At 59.9% G+C, this 21,736-nt stretch carries 18 protein-coding genes; 3 read left to right on the top strand and 15 right to left on the bottom strand.

The window, feature by feature from the left end; translation table 11 throughout:
* The 3 genes from C4334_RS01800 to C4334_RS01790 form a co-directional block, all read right to left on the bottom strand.
* On the bottom strand, window positions 1–927 hold a 927-nt coding region (locus C4334_RS01800), incomplete at its 3' end, for a tRNA nucleotidyltransferase/poly(A) polymerase-related protein (protein WP_352430365.1).
* Between the two features lie 129 nt (window positions 928–1,056).
* A complete protein-coding gene (locus C4334_RS01795; RefSeq protein WP_352430364.1) occupies window positions 1,057–1,554 on the bottom strand; it encodes a hypothetical protein in 498 nt (165 codons plus the stop codon).
* A 35-nt stretch (window positions 1,555–1,589) separates the two neighbouring features.
* Window positions 1,590–1,814: a hypothetical protein gene (locus C4334_RS01790; protein ID WP_352430363.1), complete on the bottom strand. Its 225-nt coding sequence runs from the start codon at window positions 1,812–1,814 to the stop codon at window positions 1,590–1,592.
* Between the two features lie 67 nt (window positions 1,815–1,881).
* Between C4334_RS01790 and C4334_RS01785 the strand changes: the two genes are divergently transcribed.
* Together C4334_RS01785 and dusB are read left to right on the top strand one after the other, a co-directional pair.
* Complete coding sequence (locus C4334_RS01785) at window positions 1,882–2,178, top strand: DUF4920 domain-containing protein (RefSeq protein ID WP_352430362.1); 297 nt, start codon at window positions 1,882–1,884, stop codon at window positions 2,176–2,178.
* 206 nt (window positions 2,179–2,384) lie between these two features.
* Window positions 2,385–3,449 (top strand): tRNA dihydrouridine synthase DusB, encoded by a 1,065-nt coding sequence (dusB, locus tag C4334_RS01780; RefSeq protein ID WP_352430361.1) that lies wholly within the window; start codon window positions 2,385–2,387, stop codon window positions 3,447–3,449.
* A 149-nt stretch (window positions 3,450–3,598) separates the two neighbouring features.
* Here dusB and murJ read toward each other — a convergent pair whose 3' ends face one another.
* The 8 genes from murJ to C4334_RS01745 form a co-directional block, all read right to left on the bottom strand.
* A complete protein-coding gene (gene murJ, locus C4334_RS01775; RefSeq protein ID WP_352430360.1) occupies window positions 3,599–5,293 on the bottom strand; it encodes a murein biosynthesis integral membrane protein MurJ in 1,695 nt (564 codons plus the stop codon).
* Window positions 5,294–5,660: 367 nt separating this feature from the next.
* Window positions 5,661–5,939 (bottom strand): TetR family transcriptional regulator, encoded by a 279-nt coding sequence (locus C4334_RS01770; protein WP_352430359.1) that lies wholly within the window; start codon window positions 5,937–5,939, stop codon window positions 5,661–5,663.
* 263 nt (window positions 5,940–6,202) lie between these two features.
* Window positions 6,203–7,570 (bottom strand): sigma-54-dependent transcriptional regulator, encoded by a 1,368-nt coding sequence (locus tag C4334_RS01765; RefSeq protein ID WP_352430358.1) that lies wholly within the window; start codon window positions 7,568–7,570, stop codon window positions 6,203–6,205.
* Between the two features lie 242 nt (window positions 7,571–7,812).
* Window positions 7,813–8,727: a TIGR01777 family oxidoreductase gene (locus C4334_RS01760; protein ID WP_352430357.1), complete on the bottom strand. Its 915-nt coding sequence runs from the start codon at window positions 8,725–8,727 to the stop codon at window positions 7,813–7,815.
* Window positions 8,728–8,935: 208 nt separating this feature from the next.
* The gene (locus C4334_RS01755; protein ID WP_352430356.1) at window positions 8,936–10,441 is read right to left on the bottom strand and encodes a UDP-N-acetylmuramoyl-L-alanyl-D-glutamate--2,6-diaminopimelate ligase; all 1,506 of its coding nucleotides are present in this window, start codon (window positions 10,439–10,441) and stop codon (window positions 8,936–8,938) included.
* A gap of 57 nt (window positions 10,442–10,498) precedes the next feature.
* Entirely contained in the window at window positions 10,499–10,660 is a 162-nt protein-coding gene (locus tag C4334_RS01750) for a hypothetical protein (RefSeq protein WP_352430355.1), read from the bottom strand.
* Window positions 10,661–10,737: 77 nt separating this feature from the next.
* The gene (locus C4334_RS14760) at window positions 10,738–10,977 is read right to left on the bottom strand and encodes a zinc ribbon domain-containing protein (RefSeq protein WP_502943380.1); all 240 of its coding nucleotides are present in this window, start codon (window positions 10,975–10,977) and stop codon (window positions 10,738–10,740) included.
* A gap of 475 nt (window positions 10,978–11,452) precedes the next feature.
* Complete coding sequence (locus C4334_RS01745; protein ID WP_352430354.1) at window positions 11,453–14,452, bottom strand: TonB-dependent receptor; 3,000 nt, start codon at window positions 14,450–14,452, stop codon at window positions 11,453–11,455.
* 414 nt (window positions 14,453–14,866) lie between these two features.
* Here C4334_RS01745 and C4334_RS01740 point away from each other — a divergent pair, with 414 nt between their 5' ends.
* Complete coding sequence (locus C4334_RS01740) at window positions 14,867–16,564, top strand: N-acyl-D-amino-acid deacylase family protein (protein WP_352430353.1); 1,698 nt, start codon at window positions 14,867–14,869, stop codon at window positions 16,562–16,564.
* A gap of 227 nt (window positions 16,565–16,791) precedes the next feature.
* Here C4334_RS01740 and C4334_RS01735 read toward each other — a convergent pair whose 3' ends face one another.
* From C4334_RS01735 to C4334_RS01720, 4 genes are all read right to left on the bottom strand, one after another.
* On the bottom strand, window positions 16,792–17,058 hold the full coding sequence (locus C4334_RS01735; protein WP_352430352.1) for a hypothetical protein: 267 nt from the start codon (window positions 17,056–17,058) through the stop codon (window positions 16,792–16,794).
* Between the two features lie 496 nt (window positions 17,059–17,554).
* Window positions 17,555–18,325 carry an endonuclease/exonuclease/phosphatase family protein gene (locus C4334_RS01730; RefSeq protein WP_352430351.1) on the bottom strand — a complete coding sequence of 257 codons (771 nt, stop codon included), beginning with the start codon at window positions 18,323–18,325 and terminating at the stop codon, window positions 17,555–17,557.
* Between the two features lie 101 nt (window positions 18,326–18,426).
* Window positions 18,427–20,259 (bottom strand): sodium:solute symporter family protein, encoded by a 1,833-nt coding sequence (locus C4334_RS01725; RefSeq protein ID WP_352430350.1) that lies wholly within the window; start codon window positions 20,257–20,259, stop codon window positions 18,427–18,429.
* Window positions 20,260–20,543: 284 nt separating this feature from the next.
* Window positions 20,544–21,683 carry an acyltransferase family protein gene (locus C4334_RS01720; RefSeq protein ID WP_352430349.1) on the bottom strand — a complete coding sequence of 380 codons (1,140 nt, stop codon included), beginning with the start codon at window positions 21,681–21,683 and terminating at the stop codon, window positions 20,544–20,546.
* Window positions 21,684–21,736 lie beyond the last annotated feature (53 nt).

Genomic DNA, 21,736 nt, shown 5'->3' with positions numbered 1-21,736 from the left:
GTGGGCGGGAGCGCGCAGGCGTCCGTCAATGAATTGGGTAGTCAGGGGCTTGCCGAAATCGTGACAGAGGGCGGCGAGCATCAAAGCGAGTCGTCGTGGGCGGTCGAGATCGGCAACGAGTTCCCGCGCGCGATCGACAACCAGCAGGGTGTGAGTGAAAACATCACCCTCTGGGTGCCATTCGGGATCTTGCGGGCAACCGATGAGGGCTTCGATTTCGGGGAAGAGTTGATGAACCGCTCCCAACTCAACGAGCCAACGTAAACCGATGGAAGGGCGATCGGCTCCGAGGAGCTTTTCCATCTCGCCCCAAATGCGCTCGGCGGGCAGGTCTGAAAGATCGATGGTTCGACAAAGGGCGACGGTTTCGGGTTCGATGTCAAGGTGGAAACGAGCGGCAAACTGGGCCGCGCGCAGCACACGCAGCGAATCCTCAGGGAAGGAAAGAGGCGAGACGGCGCGTAAGCGACGCGCTTCGAGATCAGCGCGTCCGCCGAAAGGGTCGATTATTTCGCCGGAGAGCGGGTCCATCAAGATGGCGTTGATGGTGAAATCGCGGCGTCTGGTCGCCTCTTCAACCGTCATCGCAGGGTCTCCTTGGATGACAAAGGCGCGATGGCCGCGACCAGATTTGCGCTCGCGACGCGGGAGCGAGACTTCGAGATCGGGTCCGACCTTGTAGACGGCGAAAGAGGCTCCGACCGCGTCGACCGACTCGAACATCTCGTCTAAAATTCGGCGCAAGCGTTCGGGATGGAGGCCATAGACTTCGACATCCCAATCCTTCGGCTCGGTACCGAGCAAAGCATCGCGAACGCAACCGCCGACTAAAAGGGCGCGTCCGCCTTCACGGCGCACCCGCTCGGCGAGGCGCTTGATCTTTTCCGGGATACGGATGTGCATTGAGGTCATGAAAAGCGCAGCCAACGAGATCTCCGTATAAACAGCTTCACTAGGCAGCGCCGCAGATCATGATAAAGGTTCACATGTAGCCCGCTTCTTTCGCCGCTGAAGATTCATGCCGTTCGAAAAAGGGATTGCTTAGAACGGAACACATTATTTCCTTTCGCGCAAAACTTTCAGCGGATTAAGATAGCTCCAATCCCGGCGCAACTCCCGTTCGATCTCGGCTTTCAGCTCGACAGGAGTTTGAATTTTCAACTCTGGGTCATCGGCGCGAAGCGCGCCGCCGCTCAGCTCAATGGCCCGCTCAGCCGCAGCCAACCCCTGGCGCAGAAGTTGATCGTCGTTATAAACGCGCCCCCAGCCTTCGCGATAAAAAGCGTAGGCGACGTAGAACTGCGTGCGCGCATCGCGCTGCGCTGGGTCCGCCAGTTTCCATTCTTCGCGCGCGGCAGCGTACTGCTCGCGCCGAAATAGACCGAGCCCGGCTTGAAACCTTTCCTCATCGATCTTGTAAGCACCGACGGCAACGCTCGCGCTGGTCGCCACATCGCCCAAGTTTCGCGGCTGAGCAGCGTAAAGCCAAACGATGAAAGCCGCGTAAACGAGCGTCCACGCGATGCCGACGATTTGAATCCACTCTCTGCGCATTGTTATAATTTCGGTTTTGAGTCGAGCGCCATCATTCATTTTGCTTCAAAAATGCTGGAATTCCAATTCAAAAATGCTGGAATTCCAAACTCGGGAGTTGTAACGGCATGAAACGGATCACCCTTCTCGTCGCGCTCTTCTCGTTCGCTATCGGCGGCTTCCACGCAAGCAGCCGCGCCGCAAAACGGCGAGACGAAAAAGACCGAAGCGAGTTGTCCGCTGCCGCTCGACGGCGAAGTCGTCAAACGCGGCGCGCCCATTGGCGACTCGCCGCTGGTCTCGCTCGCAACGGCGCTGCGCGACCCCGAAAAGTTCACAGGCAAGCGTGTGGTGATCGAAGGCGTCGCGGCGCGCGTCTGCACGCGCAAAGGCTGCTGGATGGAAGTAGCTCCTCGATTTGGCGCGAACGAGAGCGTGCGCGTGACGTTCAAGGATTATGGATTTTTCGTTCCGCTCAACGCGCAGGGGATGAAGGTGCGCGCCGAAGGCGAGTTCGTCATCAAGAAGTTGAGCAAAGAGCAGGCAGACCACTACGCCGAAGAAGGGGCGCGCCTGGTGCGCAATGCGGATGGAACGGCGAAAGAAATCGGCTTCGTCGCAACGGGCGTCGAGCTGCGACGCTGAGCGTCGTTCTCCGGGAAAGATCAGCGCGCTCGGACCGCGCTCTTCAAGTTGCCTTTTCGAGTTGCCTTTTTGAAACTCGGTGCGTCGCCTTTCGCCGTGGGCGCACGAGACGGCGCAAGGTTGAATACCTTGAGGATTAAGCCTCAGCGGACCAACCGCAAAAGCGCCGTCGGTGCACGAAGGCACCAGATGAATCACAGCGAGCTATGACTAGGCCGTTCAAGATTCGCGACATCGAGATCAACCCGCCCTTGATCCTTTCGCCGATGGCGGGCGTCACCGACGTCGCCTTCCGTTGCTTGCTCAAGCGGCGCGGCGGCATTGGTCTAACCGTCTCCGAATTCATCTCGGTCGAAGGGTTGACGCGCAACAATCCGAAATCTTGGCGGCAGATGCGCTTTCATGAGTACGAGCGCCCGTTCGCCGTGCAGATCTTCGGCGCACAGCCTGAACGGATGCGCATGGCGGCGGAGATGGCCCAAGAGGCCGGTGCCGATATCGTCGATATCAACTGCGGTTGCCCGGCTCCGAAAGTGGTCAAGCACGGTGGCGGGTCGAGTCTATTGCGCGATCTGCCGCGCCTTGAAGCCATTTTGCGCGAGGTGCGCAAGGGCATCACGATCCCCTTGACGATCAAGATTCGCGCCGGATATTCGGATCGCGAGATCAACTGCGTCGAAGTGGCGCGACTCGCCGAAGACTGCGGCGTCGAACACGTCGCGCTTCATGGGCGCACGCGCGAACAGGGCTATCGCGGGCTGGCCAACTGGGATCTGGTCCGCCAAGTCAAAGAGGCGGTCAAAATCCCCGTCTCCGGAAGCGGCGACGTGACGACCATCGAAGGCGCGTTCGAGCGTTGGCGCCAGACCCGCTGCGATGGAATCCTGATCGGGCGCGGCGCGATGATGAACCCGTGGATCTTCCGTCAGATCGAGGACGCGATTGACGGGCGCGAGCCGTTTCAACCGACGCTCGAAGACAAAAGAGGCGTGCTGCTCGAATATTTCGAGCTGCTGCGCGCCGATATGCCACAGATCGCCGCCATCAACCGGATGAAGCAACTGGCCGGACACTTCACCAAGGGCTTGCCGGGCGGCGCGCGTTTCCGCACGGCAATATACCACTCGCACTCGATCCAAGAGATTCTGGACCGCATCGAAGAATACTTCACCGCCGTCGCGCAGGGCCGCCCCTTCATGGGCGAGGAGATGACCGAGGCGGGCGACGTTCCCGCGCTCACGTCCTGCGATGCGCTGTGCGACGCGGCTTGATGCAGAGAGGCCAAGTCGCGCAAATCTCCTTTCGAGATACTCGACGGCCTTGTGAGGCCTTTCGTGCATCATGCCGCCCAGCGGTCTCAGCTCGCCCATGAAGTCCGAACGGCTCGGCCCATCATGATCGGTGGCGCCGCTTCTCGGCATCAACGGCGACGGAAACGTCTCCCCAATTCGTTCAAAGCTTGATCGAACTCGCGCACTCCGAAGGCTTTGGCGGCGAAGAAGAAAGCGATGCTTCCGGTCAAAATCGGCACTAAAGCTTCCGCCAATCGCACGATCAAGCGCGTTCCGGGAAGGGCCGCATCGAGCAGACGATAAGTGACGTAACTGACGAGCGAAAGCGCAATTGAAGCCCCCGCGATCCGCACGAACGAAGCGACGATGCGTCGCCCTTCGAGGCGGCCAATGCGGCGACGCATCAAGAAGGCGAGCGCGAAGAAGTTAACGAGCGCGACGCACGAAGTCGAAAGGGCCAGCCCGACGTGCGCATAACCGCTCGGCGTTAGAGGCGTCACGCCGAAGCGCCCGAACAGATCGCGGAAGTAATAGTTCGCCACGGCATTCACCAAGATCGAAAAGAGGCTCACCATCATCGGCGTGCGCGCATCGTCGAGCGCGTAAAAGGCTGGCGATAGGACTTTGATCGCCGCATAACCAACGAGGCCGACCGAATAAGCGGCGAGCGCTAGCGCGACCATGTGCGTATCGTTGGCGGTGAACGCTCCGCGCTCGTAGATCAGAGCGATGATCGGGTGGCCCAGCACGACCAATCCGCAAGCCGATGGAATCGTGAAGAGAAAGACCAAGCCGATGGATGAAGCGAGCGTCGAGCGGAAGCTATCCGTTTCGCCGCGCACGGCAAAGCGCGAGATGGTCGGCAGCGTCGCCGTGCCGATGGCGACGCCGAAAACGCCGATGGGAAACTGCATCAGGCGAAAAGCGTAACCGAGCCACGATGGGCCGCCGTTGATGCTCGACGCGAAGAAGGTGTTGACAAGCACGTTGATCTGCACGGCGGCTGTGCCGATGATCGCTGGCGCCATCAGACGCATCACCTGCCGCACGCCCGGATCGGTGAAGCTGACGATCGGCTCGAAACGGAATCCGACTCTGAAGAGCGAAGGCACTTGAACCAGAAACTGCAGTGCGCCGCCGATGAGCGTGCCGATCGCCATGCCGATGATCGCCCACTGCGCTTCGGCGCTCGGGATGGCGTTCGGATCGCGCGGGCTGGTCCAACCACCGCCGCTTAGCCAGTAGGCGAATGCCAGCCCGCCGACGATCGAGCCGATGTTGAACATCGTCGAAGCGGAGGCCGGGATGCCGAAACGATGCTTGGCGTTCAGCACGCCCATCGCCACCGCGGCAAGCGCGACCAGAAGTATGAACGGAAACATGATGCGCGTCAGCGTCGTCGCGAGCGCCGCTTTTTCGGGCGAAAAATCGCGCGCGATGACGGCGACGATCTCTGGCGAGAAGATGATCCCGACGATCACGATCAAGCTGAGGACGATGGCCAGCGCGTTCATCACCATGTTGGCCAACCGCCAAGCTTCGCGTTCCGATCGTTTCTCGATGTAGTCGGTGAAAGTCTTGACGAAGGCGGCTGAGAGCGCCCCTTCGGCGAACAGATCGCGCAGCGTGTTCGGAATGCGAAAGCCGACCTGAAAAGCGTCGTTCAAAAATCCGGCGCCGAAGTAGGCCGCAAAGACCTGCTCGCGCACCAAACCGAGGATGCGCGATCCCATCACGGCCAAGGAGATGATCCCGGCTGAACGCGCGACCGAAGGACGCGCGGGCGCCGTTGCGCGCCCTTCCGCGACACCCGCTTCACGCACTGTTTCGGCCTCCTCTAAAGAAAGAGGCCCTGTTGAGAACTCGGATTCGCTATCTACCCGCTTCATCACCCCGGCCATCTTCTCCGTTCAGATGCTCTACTCGCCTTTGGAACAAGCGAGCATAAATGAAGCCAGCATCTAACGACAAATCGAAAGTCTGAGGAAGACCGAGGCGGCGCATTCGGCGGGCGATCGCAATGGCTACATCGTTCACCAGCGAACATGGTGTTGGCCGCGCAGGGGTGACGGCCCAACAGATTCGTCTGTTGGAGCTTTCCTGCGCTGAATGCGCGCCCCTCGCCCTCAGGATGGTCAGGGAGGCTTCTACGGTCCTCTACGACTTCGAAGCGATGTCAGACCACAGGGACTACGCTTCCTTACAGGTGATCAGCGAAATCAAACTATCAATGAGGCGATCCCGTTTCATAGGCAAACTCTCTTTGCCGTGTAACACTTCTTGGACGAGAAAGTAATAGACCAAAGATCCGATGAAAATCCTCGCCGTGGCTTCGGGATCGAGGGTTTTAAGCTGTTTTTGAGAGGCTAAATATTTTACCAGAGATCTGATAAACGGCTTGACTACGCTGCGGATGTAAGCATTGGCTAATTCAGCTTCAGTTCCTAGTTTTCGGCGTTTGAAATTCAAGTTGAGCAGTGCGAGAGAGGTTGCCCTCTTCGCTTGAGTTGAGCATCGTTGTTTGTGACCAAAAATTCAACGAAGCGACCAACTGAAGGAAGCGCCGGCAGAAGTTGAAGCTCAGGGAGCGCAAGCTACAAGTGAAGGGCTGGTTGGCGCAGCTACGGCGTGGAGAGCGAGACCATGCTCAACTCGTGTGACAGCCATCGAAGTGCCCGGCTGGCGTCTTCGGTCACACAATCTGCGACCTAGTTCAGCGAGGTTGAAAAGGACTACAGACCGTACTCCTTGATCTTGGTGAGCAGCGTCTTGTAACTAACGCCCAAGCTCTCTGCGGCGCGCGCTTTGTTGCCCTCGTGCGCGCGCAACGCCTCGTTGATCTTGCGTCGCTCGACCCAGCGCGCAGCGCGCTCGACCGCTTCGGCCAGCGAACCTGAAAGGTCGATCTCGCGCAGATCCTCGACCTCCTCCTCGCGCCGCTGAAGGAAAGCGAAATCGCGCGCCCGAAGAGTCGTCTCATCGGCCAAGATGCAAGCGCGTTCGATGGCGTTGACGAGCTCGCGCACATTGCCGGGCCAACGATGCGCGCGCAAAAGGCGCAACGCATCGTCGCTCAAATCCATTTCGCGCCCACGCACCTCGCGCCCGAATTTCGCCGCGAAGTGACGCGCAAGCAGCGCGACGTCGTCACCGCGTTCGCGCAGCGGCGGGATCTCGACGGGAAAGACGGCGAGACGGAAATAGAGATCGCCGCGGAACTCGCCGCACGCCACCGCCCCTTCGAGATCGCGGTTGGTCGCCGCGATGATGCGCACATCAACCGGAACGGGCGCGCGTCCGCCAACGCGGTCCACCACGCGCTCTTCGATGACGCGCAACAATTTGGCTTGGGCGCCGAGCGGAAGCTCGCCCACCTCGTCGAGGAAGACCGTGCCGCCCGAAGCGAGCTCGAACTTTCCGGGGCGCCGCTCATGCGCGCCCGTAAACGCCCCTTTCTCGTGGCCGAAAAGCTCCGATTCGATGAGCGTTTCGGGGATGGCGGCGCAGTTGACGGCGACGAATGGACCATCGCGTCGTTCGCTCAAATGATGCACGGCGCGCGCGAAAAGCTCTTTGCCCGTGCCCGATTCGCCCAAAAGGAGCACGGTCGCTTCCGTTCGCGCCACCCTCTGCGTCTCCGCTACGGCGCGCTTGATCGCCTCGGATTCACCGATAATGCGCGGGAAACCGTAACGGTGCGCCCACTCTTCGCGCAACAGTATGTTCTCCGTGCGCAACCGCGCTTGCTCGATCGCGCGCTCGACCAAGAGCAAAAGGTGGTTCGAATCGACCGGTTTCTGAAGGAAATCGTAGGCCCCCTCTTTCATCGCTTGCACGGCTTCATCGATCGAACCGTAGGCGGTCATGACGATAACGGGCGTTTCGATGCTCGCGCGGCGCACGGCGCGCAGAACATCGAAACCCGAACCGCAAGGCAGGCGCAGATCGGTCAAAACGACGCGGTGGCGCGTGCGCTCCACTTTGGTTGCAGCTTCGCGCGCATCAGTAGCTTCCGCGACGCTGTAACCGGCCGATTCCAACGTCAAACGGAGCGCTCGTCGTAAACTATCTTTGTCTTCGACCAGAAGTACGTCTGACATCTCGAAACGAAGGAGAAAGCGGTTTGTCGCTAGGGCAAGAGGACTATGAAGAGGCGTCTTCGTGATGCCGCCGCTGGTTCTTCAGCGAACCGCAGCTTGGTCGATGGTAATGGGGCGCGCCGAGGGTGTCAAGACCGCGCGCCAAAGCTTCACTCACGGCTTTCGGTGAAGCTTTAGGTATCGAGAGCGCCGAGATAGCGCAGGAGTTTCGGGAACGCGAAAGCATCGCAAGACGCGCTCTTTCAGGCGTGCGCGAGTTCATGGCGCAAGGCCGATTCCAGATCCGGATAAAGGAACTCGAAACCGCTCGCGAGAAGCTTTCGCGGCAAGACGCGCGCGCTCGATAACACCAACTCTTCGGCCATTTCGCCGAACGCGAGGCGCAAGGCGAAAGCCGGCACCGGCATGAACGTCGGGCGGTGCAAGACGCGACCCAAAATTTGCGTGAACTCTTCGTTCGTCACCGGTTTCGGCGCGACGGTGTTGACCGGGCCGCTCAAGTCTTCACGCTCCAAGGCGTGAACGAAGGCGCGAACCACATCGTCCAACGCGATCCAGCTCATCCACTGACGCCCGTTTCCGACCTTGCCCCCTAACCCGAATTTGAACGGCGTCAGGATTTTCTGCAAAGCCCCACCACGCCCGCTGAGCACCATGCCGATGCGCATATGGAGGGTGCGGATTCCGGCGCTACGCGCTTGGTCGGCAGCCGCTTCCCACTCGCGGCAGACATCGGCGAGAAAACCTGTGCCGGGGGCGCTGTCTTCGGTCAGAATTTCGTCGTCTCGGTCGCCGTAGTAGCCCGTGGCGGAAGCGCAGATGAAAGCTCGCGGTTTATGGTTCAACTGGGCCAGCGTCTCAGCCAGAAAGCGCGTGCTTTTGACGCGACTATCGCGCACGCGTCGCTTCTTATCTTCATCCCACCGCCCATCGGCGATGCTCTCGCCAGCCAGATGGATCACCGCCTCGCACTCCTCCAAAAAGCCGTCATCCATTTGCCCAAGCATCGGATTCCAAAAGATTTCGGTCGAGCCATCGGGCCTTGCGGCCGTTGGTTTACGCCGGACCAGCCTGATCACTCGATGCCCTTTGGAGAGAAGAACCGGCACGAGCGCCGAGCCGATCAAACCGCTCGCCCCTGTCACTACGACTCTCATCGCGTGCTCCCCCCTCTATACACGCTCGCTTGTTCTGTCGGGCAAAAACGTAGGTATCAGACGAGAAAGTGCAAGCAATTCATTTGAGCGTGGCAGCTTAGCCGCTTGTTTTCACGAGGCCGTCACGCTTTTCTGAAGAAAAGCTCCTTGAAGGATCTGACGACCTTCACATTACTTGAACAAAGACGCTTGAAAAATTCTGCAGCGCTTAGCCCTTGCCGGAACGCTGCTTCAAGGCCTCACGCGCCACCTCTCGATCATCGAAATGAACCTTTTGCCTCCCGATGATCTGGTAATCTTCGTGCCCCTTGCCGGCAATTATCACAACATCGCCCGGCTTTGCAAGAGCGATGGCGCGCAAGATCGCCTCGCGCCGGTCGGGGATCTTCTCGTAAAGCTCGCTGACTTGGCGCAACCCGACTTCGATTTCGGCGATGATCGCTTCTGGGTCCTCCGTCCGCGGATTGTCTGAGGTGACGACGACGAGATCGGCCAGCTCGGCTGCCGTCCGCCCCATAGGGGCGCGTTTGGTCCGGTCGCGATCGCCGCCACAACCGAAGACGACGATGACGCGCCCGCGTGCGAGCGCGCGCGCGGTGCGCAAGACGTTGGCCAACGCATCTTCCGTGTGAGCGTAATCGACGATGACCGCGAAATCCTCTGCGTGTGCGACGCGCTCAAACCTGCCGGGAGCCCCTGCACATTTTTCGATTCCCCTTCGTATCGAGTTGAGTTCATAACCGAGCGCTAATCCTGCGCCGACCGCAGCGAGCGTGTTGTAGACGTGCGGTTGACCGACGAGCGGAGAGCTGACGGTGGTTCGCCCCGCTGGCGTTTCCAACGAGAAACTCATGCCGTCGAGCGAAATCGTGACGTCGCGCGCCGTGACATCGGCGTTGCGCTCGACGGCGTAGGTGATGATCGGGGTCCCCGCCCGCGCTAGGTCGCGCGCCAATTCCGCGCCTCGTTCATCGTCCAAGTTGACCACCGCCACGCGCGGTGGTCCACCGGACAAGCCTTCGAACAAGCGCCGTTTGGCGGACCAGTAGCTCTCCATCGTCCCGTGGAAGTCGAGGTGATCGCGCGAAAAGTTGGTGAAGACGGCAGCGGCGAACTCAAGTTCATCGCACCGGTGCAGTTCGATGGCAATCGAAGAGCATTCCATCACGGCAGCGCGACAACCGCGTTCCACGGCGCGTCGCAGATAACGCTGCGTATCGCTCGCCTCAAGCGTCGTGCGTTCTGCCGCAATGCGCTCCGCGCCGATGCGATATTCGACCGTGCTCAGCATAGCGCACGGGTCGCCCGAAGCCTCGGCGATACTGGCGACCAGATAGGTCGTCGTCGTCTTGCCGTTGGTCCCGGTGATGCCGACGAGTTTCAGTTCGCGCGACGGATGATGATGCACAGTGGCAGCGGCTTTGGCGAGCGCGACGCGCGCATCTTTGACGCGCACCCAAGCGACCTCACATCCGGCAGGAGACGCAAGCTCGGAGACGACGGCGCAAGCGCCGCGCGCAATGGCTTCGGAGACGAAAGCGTTGCCGTCCGCCTGTTGACCGCGAATCGCGACGAACAAGCTTTGATCGCTGACCATGCGCGAATCGTGCGTGACGTCACGCACCACGATCGCCGGATCGCCACAAAGCTCGCCTCCCACAACGCGCGCTATCTGGCCGAGCGTCGCGGATGATTTTCCCAGTCCGTCGTTCATTGGTTCACCACATAGAGGCTTTGCAAAGGGCATGCGCCCATTTTGAGCGCGCCTTTCTCAACCACTGATCAAGTAGATCAGGCCGCCGATCGCGCCGACGACGAGCAACACGATCAACGCGACGCAGCCCACAACCGCGAGCTTGAATTTTCGGTAGCGTTCTGGGTCAGGAGGCGATAGCGGATTTTGCGGGAAATATGGCGGCGGCGTATCGGTCATTCCTTCTCCTCAAGCAGTTCGTTTTCTCCCGAAAGAGCTGACAGTTTGACACTCCCACGGCGCGCAGCGCGTGGGATTCACGGTTCGTCGCCACTTGCCCGCGATACGCAGGTCTTACAGCGGCTCCCCAAGCGTTTTGCGTCTCGGTATGCCCTACCGCGACGGGGATATGTTTTATCCCTTCGGCCCGGATGTTCTCTCGCCGCGTTCAGGTCCCGGTCATGCACCGCCCCACACTCGCAGGTCCAGAGCCTCAGTATAGCGCGCTTGCCTCCCACCCTGTTATGTGCCCCTGCGGGGCACGTGGGGGAGTCCATCTATCCCACCCCTGAAGGGGATGGGTTTTATAGCTCCCCCACACCCCCTCTTTTCTATAACAGCGACGCTTGCTGCGACCAACGCGAGCGCAATCGGCGAACGGGTCGCACCATCCCCACATCGCCCGCTTGCCTCTGCGCAATGCTCGTCTGCGACGCGCGATCACCCTTGTTTTCGCCTTGCAGCCCAAAGTCGGTCCAAGCCAAATGTCAAGCTCAGACCGACTCGCGGAAAGCTCAAGGCTAGCTCGAACCGCAAGGGCGGCAACTTTCTGGAAGTGCTCCGGAAGTCTTTGCTTCGTGGTAATCATTCTCGCGATTTTTCTGCGGCAACTCTCCGGAAGCGCTCCTGAAGCGCCTGCGCCCGGCAAGCTGGACGCAGAGCCAAGAACTAGGGATTCATCTTGATCGGGACGAACACTAGGGTCATCTCCTCGTGAAAGAGATGACCCTAGCGGACCTTCAAGATGAAGCATCAAAAATCGAACTTGATGGCCAGTTGCAGTTCGCGCGGAGTTAAAAAGGTTCGCGGCGTGCCGAAAGCGGCAGAGGCGGGCGGCGCGCCGAACTGCAATGTGCCCGCACTGTCGACCGTAAATCCGCGGTAGTAAGTCGAATTGACGGTCGCGACGTTGGCGCGATTGAAGAGATTGAAGCCTTCGACGATCAAGCTCAAACGCGCTTTTTCGCCGATTCGTATGCGGCGCGCGAGGCGCAGGTCGAACTGGTAGGTCGCTGGCGTGTAGAACTGATTGCGTCGCGTGGTCGGCACGCGATCGTTCAATTGATTGCCATCGCGGTTCGGGTCTCCGCTGATGCCAGCCGAATAGGGGAACCCGGACTGCAATTGGATGATCCCGGAAAGAAGGTAGTCGCTCAACGCGGCGCGCAAGAAACGGTTCTCCGTGCGCGTAAAACGTCCGAACTCGAAGACGGGGCTGAAGACGAAACGCTGGCGCTGATCAACATCAGCGGCGCTCCACTCCGCCCGCAAGTTGAACGGGTTTTCGACCACCTTGGCATCATCGCCGCTGCCGGGCACCACAGCCGTCTGGTCCGGCTTGTTATCTTTGGCTTTTGCGAGCGTGTACGCGGCGATGAATTGCACCCCGCGCGCGAAACGGCGCGTTAATTGAACGGCCAGCCCGTTGTAGAGCGAATCGGCGCTGCTCTCAAACAGGTTGATGCGCGTGTAGTTAGCGAACGGACGGGTCGCGGGAAAGCGCAACACCTTGAAGGATTGTCCATCGTAGCCGATGCCCGGCGTTTCAACCGGCGGGAAGAGGTTGATGTCGCGCGTCCGCGATAGGTGTACGCCCCGGAAGAAGAGGTAAGTGACGGACAAACTCGTGTTGGGCAGCAGCTCACGCTCGACGCCAAGCCGCGCTTGTTGCACGTAAGGCTGAACGTAGTTCTCTTCAAACAGGAAGAGGTTGGGCCGCACAGGCGCACCCGTGCCCGGCGGAGGCGGCGATTTGAAGATCTGCGGATAGGTCAACCCAGCGGCGATGATGGCCGCGTTGCTCGTCAAGTTAACGCCAACGACGTTGATGCCGTTTTGTGAATGGGCGGTGGAGACCATGATCGCCGGCGTGCGCCCGTAGAAGATGCCGTAACCGCCGCGAACGACGGTCTTTTCATCAGGCGAATAGGCAAAACCGATGCGCGGCGCGAAGTTGTTCGCGTCTTTGGGCCGCCGACTCGTGTCCAGCTTAGCGGCGAGAAGTTGCGGGTCGGGGTTGCGGACTGGCGGCTGCGCTAGGCTTTGGTAGTCGTAACGCAGACCGGCGTTGATCGTCAGCCGCGGCGTCGCACGCCAATCGTCCTGCACGAAAGCAGCGTAGTCGGCGCTGTTCGGGCGCGTCACCGGACCAGAGGTGTTCGGTCCGGCGAAGTTTTGACTGAAGGCGGAAGGACGGTTGGCGGCGAAATCGGCGTAGGAATTGAACGTATATTGTCCGGTGAAGAAGCCGGGGAAGAAGTTGTAGATGCGATCGAAGTTTACGTCCACGCCTGTCTTCAAGTTGTGCCGTCCGAGGACGAAAGAGATGTTGTCGATGAATTGGGCGCGGCGAATGGTCGTCTCGCGCGGACTGAAGTTGTTGCGTCCGATCAAGAGGAAGCCGCTGCCCGTCTGGATGCGCGCTTCTGGCTGATCGCTGTTGGCGGTGCCCGGTTCGGCATCGCGCGCGACTTGGAAACGAAATTCGTTGAGCACGTTGTTGCTCAACGTGGAGGCGAGCGTGCCCGAGAGCGTTGTGGTTCGCGCCAAGCTGTTGCCGGAATGCTCTTCCGTGCCGAGCGGCCCGGTGAACTCGTTGTTCACGCCGGTGAAGTTCTGCCGGTTGAAGCGCAACGAGAGCTGATTGCGCGCGCTGAGGACGAAATCCAATTTCAACATGTACACATCTTGGTTGCGGTTCACCTTGTAGGTGTTCAGCTTGGGCAACAACAGCGCTTGAATGGATGGCGGTTGATTGAAGAAGTTGGGCGGTTCGACCGGATTCGGGATATTGGTCCGCTGCCCATCGTAGGTGAAGAAGAAGAAGGCGCGATTCTTTCTGATAGGGCCGCCAAATCTGCCGCCGAATTGGTTGATCTGTGATGGCGGACGCTTGTTCGGCAGACCGCGTTGCGCTTGCGTCGCCTTCAAGCTCGGCGAATTAGCGTTCAAAGATTCATCGCGGAAATATTCGAAAGCGCCGCCGTGAAACTCGTTCGTGCCGGAGCGCGTGACGACGTTGATGACGGCTCCGCCAGCGCGCCCGAATTCAGCGGAAAAACCGTTCTGGTTGACTTGGAACTCCTGCACCGATTCTTCCGAGAACTGATAGGGCGGGCGCACCCCTGTGCGACCGAACGCCTGTCCGAAGAAGGTGTTGTTGTTATCCACGCCATCGACCTGAAGGTTATTCAAAGTCCCCTTCTGCCCGCCAACGGCAAGATCCCCGGTGCGCGTCGGATCGCGGATCACACCGGGCGTGAGCGTCGCAAAATCCAAGTAATTGCGTCCGCTCACAGGCAGGTTTTCAATGGCGCGCAGATTGACGACCGAAGAGACCGAAGTGCGCGTGGTTTCGACCAACGGAGCTTCGCCCGTCACGACCAATTCGCCGACGACGCCGCCGGGCGAAAGACGCCAATCCAGCGTCACCTTGCCGCCGACGGTGACCACCACGTCGCGCGCTTCAGCCGGCGCGAAACCGCTCCCTTCGACGCGCACCGTGTAGGAACCGGGCGGCAGGAGGATCAATCTGTATTGGCCGCTCTCATCGGTCGTGACGCTTTTGGTCAAACCGGTCTGCTGGTTGGTCGCCGTCACGGTCGCGCCGACGACGACGGCTTCCTGCTGGTCCAGCACTCTCCCTTCGATGTTGCCTGTGGTCGCTTGCGATTGCGCCGCACACGCAACGCACAGCGAGAAGAGCAAAACGAGACACGCGCACACGTGACGTATGCCCAGAAAGAGTTTCATCTTCTCCCTCCTCAAGTTTTTCGCCTCAAACGAGGCTCGAAATGTCGCGGCCTTTTTCGCGTCCATTTGCTTCAAGAGGCAGCTCTTTGCGGCGAGATCAAATCACATCCCGCCCGTGCCGTTCAACCCGCCGTTCGCTAAATCCACGTTACGCGCAGCGAGCGGCGAGGATGCTAAAACTTGGAGAGCGCTCTCGGTCTCGCAAGCGCGGCCAGCGCCTTTCCCGTCTGGTTGTTTTGAGACCGGAAACGCGCGCCATCGTCTGCGTGGCGCGGAGAACGCCCCAATGCGCTCACCCGGCGAAGATGGAAACCGGAAACGTGAGCAATCGGGCACTCAATCTTTGACTGCGACCGACGGGGAGTAGTAAAACCGTCAACGCCGTGAAGATTCTGCCGCGCCTGGAGGCGTTCAATGAAGCGGGTTTTCATCGCGCTGCTGCTCTTTTCGCTCGCGCTCGGCGATGCGGCAGCCCAAAAGCCGCGAACCGCGTACGACATCATCATCCGTCAGGGGCGCGTCGTCGATGGCACGGGGCGCGCTTCTTTCATCGCCGATGTCGCCATCCAAGGCGACCGCATCGTGCGCATTGGACAGTTGCGTGGCGCGCGCGCCGCGCGTGAAATCGACGCGCGCGGGCAGGTGGTCGCGCCCGGATTCATCGACATGTTGGGCCAGTCGGAGATATTCTTGCTCATCGACCCGCGCGCGATGAGTAAGGTGATGCAAGGCGTAACGACCGAGATCACCGGCGAAGGCGAATCGGTCGCTCCCATGAGCGATCGGATTATCCGCGAGAACGAGGATTTCTATCGCCGCTACGACCTCAAGGTCGATTGGCGCACGCTCGATGAATACTTCCGCCGCCTCGAACGACAAAGGATCGGGTTGAACATCGGCACTTTCGTCGGCGCCACGCAAGTGCGCGAATACGTCATCGGTTACGAGAATCGCGCCCCAACCGCGGCGGAACTCGAACGGATGAAGCAGCTCGTCGCTGAAGCGATGCGCGACGGCGCGCTCGGACTTTCGACCTCTTTGCAGTACGTTCCAGCTCGTTTCGCCAAAACGGACGAGATCATCGAGCTGGCCAAGGTCGCACGCGCTTACGGCGGCATCTACGCGACGCATCAGCGAAGCGAAGCCAACGCCATTGACTCTTCGCTCGAAGAGGTCTTCGAGATCGCGCGGCGCGCGCAAATACCGGTCGAAATTTGGCACCTCAAAACGGCCTACAAGAAGAATTGGGGACGGATGCCGGAAGTCCTGCGCCGCATCGAACAGGCGAGGAGAAGCGGGCTGGATATCACGGCAGATGTCTATCCGTACACGGCGGCGAGCACCTCTTTGACGGCGTGCCTTCCGCCATGGGTGCTCGAAGGGGGCATCGAAAAGACGCTCTCGCGGCTCGCCGACGCGCAGACTCGCGCTTCTTTGAAGCGCGAGATCATGACCGATTCCAACGACTGGGAGAACATCTACTTGGGAAGCGGCGGCGCAAGCGGCGTGCTCATCGGATCGGTGGTCAACCCGGCGCTCGAAAAGTATCAAGGCAAGCGCTTATCGGAGATCGCGGCGGAACAAGGGAAAGATCCGCTCGATGCGCTCTTCGACTTCATCATCGCTGACCGCGGGCAGACAGGCGCCATCTACTTCATGATGAGCGAGGATGATCTGCGCGCCGCTTTGCGCGCCCCGTTCATCTCGATCTGCACGGATAGCGGCGCGCGCGCGACCGACGGACCTCTCTCCGGATCGAAATCACATCCCCGCGGCTGGGGCAGCTACCCGCGCATCCTCGCTCGCTACGTGCGCGAAGAACAGCTCCTGACGCTCGAAGAGGCGATTCACAAGATGACCGGACTGCCGGCAGCGCGCGTTCGCTTGCGCGACCGCGGACTGCTGCGCGAAGGCTACTTCGCCGACGTCGTCATCTTCGACCCCGAAAAGGTTCGCGACCGCGCGACCTTTGAGAATCCAAACCAGTATCCGGAAGGCATCAACTTCGTCATCATCAACGGACAGATCGCCGTTGATCAAGGCAAACACACTGGCACGCTCGCCGGGCGCATCATACGCGGCCCCGGCTATGCGAATTCGCCACGAAGATAGGGAGCAAAACGCCTCGACGACCAAACTGGATCTTCCGCTCTCCGAACGCTCGTCGGGCGACGGTCGGATCCTGCGAAAAGTCGCGGTGACGTGCGGCATCTGTTCAAAGCCACGAACGCTGAACTAAGTCGGATTCTGCGAAAAGTCGCGGCAACGGGGAAAAAGAGGCCGATGGTGGGAGGCTATCACCATCGGCCTTTAAGTGCTTGCCCTCTCTGCCAAATTCGTTAGGCCGGAGCGTTAGCGATGCATTGCTTGCGCGCTTGCTTGGCGGCTTGGATGGCATCTTTGCGCTCTTTGCCCTTCTTGCCCTTGGCCGCTTTCACGGCAGCGACGTAATCATCCTGGCATTTCTTGACGGCGGCCTTGTGCTCCGGCGAAGGTTTCGACCTTTTGTTTTGTTTCGCCGTGGTCTGTGCCTGCGCAACGGAGAAGGCCAATCCGATCGCAGCTACGGCTGACAAAGCGCTATGCAAGATCGCACGTTTCATCATTAGTCTCTCCTCACGCGAAAGAATTTCGGCTTAACGCCGCATCAAGAATCAGCAAAAACTCGCACTTCTCTCCCAAGCAAACAGCGCACCACATCGCGCCCGCCAGGCGTTCACCTGAATGGCTCGAAAAACGCCACTTGTCATGCAAGCAAACAGCGGACAAAGTGTGGCGCTTTTGTCTTCGGCGACAACTTCGCCACGCTTGAAACTCGATGCGAGCCGAAAGTCGGTTGGCTTTCGGGGCAAGGGGCCGAACAAAGCCGAACGCACGTCGCTAATGCGTCGGCAAGATGCAAGCCGAAAGGATGGGACGTTGAACCGTCGGAAAAGCGACCGAGCTAGCTGGCGCGATCAGTGCGTGCATTATCGTGTTTGACGCTGAGCCAGCAGCAACGACTCATGACGAATCGCAGCCGAGCGTTGCCGCCAACGCCTATTACCACGTCTGGCGCCGAACTAGCGGCAAAGACAGCTCTCCGGCTGTCAGTGGTTCTCCTCAATGAAGCTTGAATTCGACGACCACCGGACGATGATCCGAAGCCGGCGTATCAACAACCCACGCGCGTTCCACGCGCAGTCGGTCGAAACCGCGGTAAAAGACGTAATCGATCCTTTTGATCGGTTCATCAGCTGGGAAGGTGAAGCCATTGGCCGTCGGGCCCCGCCGCGCAACCCACGCATCGGCGAGCGCAAGACACATGGCCTTGTAGGTCTGCCCGGTCGGCTCATCGTTGAAATCGCCCGCGACGATGAGCGGATCGCGGATGTGATCGAGCGCGTTCAACAACTGTCTGGCCTCGAAGAGCCTGCCATCGGCGAACTGATAATCGAGATGCGTTGTGACGAACTGAAGGCGAACGTCGCCGATGGCGATTTCAGCTCGGATAAAACCTCGGCGCTCGGCTTCACGCAGGTTGCGGTAACGCCGGTGTTCAAAGCTCACGATGGGAAAGCGCGAAAGGATCGCGACGCCATACCAGCCGCCTTGGTAACGCAAGTTCGGCGCGAAAACGTAATCCATACCGGTCAAGCGCGCCAACCTCACGATCTGGTCCACGCGCCCGGTCCGTTCGACGCCGCGATCGACCTCCTGTAACCCGACGATCTCCGCCCGCTCGCGTTTGATCACGGCGGCGATGCGCGCAAGATCGAGCTTTTTATCCATCCCGATGCCGACGTGAATGTTGTAGCTCATCACCCGAATGGTGCGCGCTTCGGCGCAGGAGATGGCCGCAAGCGAGAAGAGGAGAAAGAGCGCGCACCGCATCGCGCTTTCAAAGAACGCGCTCGACGTATCACGGATGAACGAAGGACCTAGGTCCGACGCGCGGAATCTGTCTGATCCCCGAGATTTCACGGGTGCGCCCCTCAATCATGCGCCGCGTATTCGGCGCGTGCCCGTTCGGTCTCCGCCAAACCGGCCCACCCCGTGCGATTTAAGTTCCAGAACATCACCGCGCCGCATGAGGCGGCCAACAGGAAGAGCAAAGTCGCTTTGCCGAACGCACCGAAGACGAGTTCGCCGATGCCGAAGAGCGTCGCATAGACGAGCGCGATCCCAAACGCCCAGTTGATCGCGTTCGAGATGATCTCGTCGTTGCGTTCCGGCACCCCCTCGAGCTGTGCGATCCGCCTCCACCCCGGACCAGCCGGACGCACGCGCCGATAAAACTCCCTCAACTTCTCCTCCGGTTCCGGGGCGGTTAGAAAGGTCGCCGTCAACCAGACGAGCGTCGTCACGCCGACCGTGGTCAAAATCGATTGCGCGAAGCCGTGCGGCGTCGCAGCATCGAAGACGACGAAATAGCGGAGCGCCAGCGAAACGATGAGCGCCGCCGCCATCGCTGCCACTTCCGACCAAGCGTTGATCCGCCACCAATACCAGCGCAAGATGTAAACCAGCCCGGTGCCTGCGCCGAGCGCGAGCACCAGCTCCCAACCGCCGGTGATGCGATTCATGTAGTATGTGACGACGATCGAAAGAAGGACGATGATGAGCGTCGCAACGCGCGAAGCGAAGACGTAATGGCGTTCCGTTCCATCTCGCTTCACGAAGCGGCGGTAGAAATCGTTGATGATATAGCTTGCGCCCCAGTTCATCTGCGTCGAGATCGTGCTCATGTAGGCGGCGGCGAACGAAGCGAGCAACAAGCCGCGAAAGCCCACGGGCAGCAGATCGTTCATCGCCTGTACGTAACCGAAAGCGGCATCGGGCTGTCCTGTTTCAGGGTTCACGGTCGCGCCGCGATATAGCACGAGCGACGAAAGGGCGACCAAGATCCACGGCCACGGACGCAGAGCGTAGTGGGCGATGTTGAACCAAAGCGTCGCGAGCAACCCATGCTTTTCGTTCTTCGCCGAGAAGATCCGCTGCGCGATGTAACCGCCGCCGCCCGGCTCCGCTCCCGGGTACCACGAGGCCCACCAGTTGACCGCAAGATAGACCGCGAGCGTCAACGGCGGCAGCATCCACGCCGTTGAACCATCGCTCCAAAGGCTGATCGCATTCGGCCCGAACGGCTCTGGGCTTCCGACCGGCGTGACCGTCGCGATTTGCGCTTTCAAACCGTCGATGCCGCCGACGGCTTGGACGGCGAAGATAGCGAGCGCGATCGAACCGACCATGGCGATGACGAACTGCACGGCATCGGTGACGACGACGCCCCAAAACCCCGACAGGATCGAATAGATGAACGTGATGCCGAGACACAGTCCGAGCGCCTGCCACTTGGCCAATCCGAGCGTGCCGCTCAGAACTTTGGCCATGCCGAGATTGACCCAACCCATGATGATCAAGTTGATCGGAAGGCCCAGATAGAGCGCGCGAAAGCCGCGCAAGAAAGCGGCTGGCCGACCTGAATAGCGAAGCTCGACGAATTCGACATCGGTCATCACCTCAGCGCGCCGCCACAAGCGCGCGAAGAAGAAGACCGTCAGCATGCCGCTGGCAAGCATTGACCACCAGAGCCAATTGCCCGCTACGCCGTTGCGCGCGACCATCTCGGTCACGGCCAAAGGCGTGTCGGCGGCGAACGTCGTCGCGACCATCGAAGTCCCCGCCAACCACCACGGCATTGAACGATCCGAGAGGAAATACTCTTCGGTCGAACGCCCAGCGCGACGCGCATAATAAAGCCCAATGGCGAGCGAAAGCGCGAAATAGCCAGCGATGATCAACCAATCGATGGCGACAAGCCTCATGCTATGCCTCCCTTTCCAGAATCAGAACCCAAGACTCAGAACACGGCAAAAAGCAGGCGCGTTTCCGAACTTTCCGCTGCGGCAGCGCTGATCACCAGTGTGAGCAAGTAGGTCCTGAAATATTCTGTTGCCGCAGCGCTGGTCATGAGCATAGATGCGTTCGAATCGAACCGTTCTCAATCGAGCGTCCAGAATTCACGTCGGCCTGCCAGCGCTGCAACCTTTAACGCGAATCTTCAGCCCATCTTCTTTCAACGCCCCGAACTCTGAATCCCGACGCCCTTTCACACCTTGATGATGATCCGTTTGCGGTAAAGGATCGCCATCACGCCAAGCCAGAAGAGGAGGTAGAAGATCGCGAAGATGAGCGAAGCGTTGATGGGCTGCGCCCACGAAGCGAACAGGTTCTCATAGATGAAAGTCTTCAAGTTGCCCATCGAGCCATCGGCGCGCGGGATCTTCCACAGCAGCATCAACCGGCCCAAGATGGCCGAGAAGACGAAGACAGCGAGCGCATTGACGCCGAAGATGACGAACGGCCTGCTCCACGCGCGATATCCCTTGATGTCGATCAACCAATAGCAGAAAGCCAAGAACTGAAGCGCCAGTCCACCGGTGAAGAGCACGTAAGAGCTGGTCCAGAGCGGCTTGTTGATCGGAAACCACCAGTTCCAGATCCAACCCCAAACGACGCCGATCATCCCGAAAGCGAAGAGTCCAACCGCTTTTTCAAACGATGCCCGGTCGGTGCGCAACCAATGGCCCGTGAGCACGCCGAGAAGCGTCGTCGCAATCGCCGGAATCGTGCTCAGTATGCCTTCAGGATCGTAGACGGGCGTGTAAGTGTGACCGGCAAGAAGCGCACGATCGATGTACGCCGCCAGATTGCCCTGCTGGCCGAGATCGCCCGCGCCATATCCGGGCACAGGCACGAGCATCATCAAAGCCCAGTAAAGAACGAGCAGCGCGGCGGCGATGATCGCTTGCCCGCGCCAACCAGTCCACAAGAATATGAGCGAAGCGAAGAAGTAACAGACGGCGATGCGTTGCAGCACGCCCGGAACCCGTATCTTGGCGAAGTCAAAGTAGGGGAAGCCGTTGATGAAAAGACCGAGCGCGAAGATGATGAGCGTACGGCGGATGATCTTCCAATAGAGATCGCGTTTGCTTCCGCCCGCTTCCATGCGCCGCGCGAAAGCGAGCGTGATCGCCACGCCGACGATGAAGAGGAAGAACGGGAAGATGAGATCGGTCGGCGTCCAACCGTGCCATTCGGCGTGTTTGAGCGGCGGATAGACGGCGCTCCAAGTGCCTGGGTTGTTGACGAGTATCATGCCGGCGATGGTGATGCCGCGAAAAACGTCGAGCGACAACATGCGATTGCCGAGGTGTCCCGCTGCTGCCGGTCCAGCTTCTTCCTTCATCCCATCTCTCCTTTTCGCAAGTCGTTCAGCCGTCGAGGCAGCCCGTGGAAGCA

Origin of the sequence: Pyrinomonas sp., assembly GCF_040289685.1 — a bacterium.
Classification (GTDB): Bacteria; Acidobacteriota; Blastocatellia; order Pyrinomonadales; family Pyrinomonadaceae; genus Pyrinomonas.
Note: the sequence above shows the minus strand (reverse complement) of the source record. Positions and strands in the feature narration are given on the sequence as shown.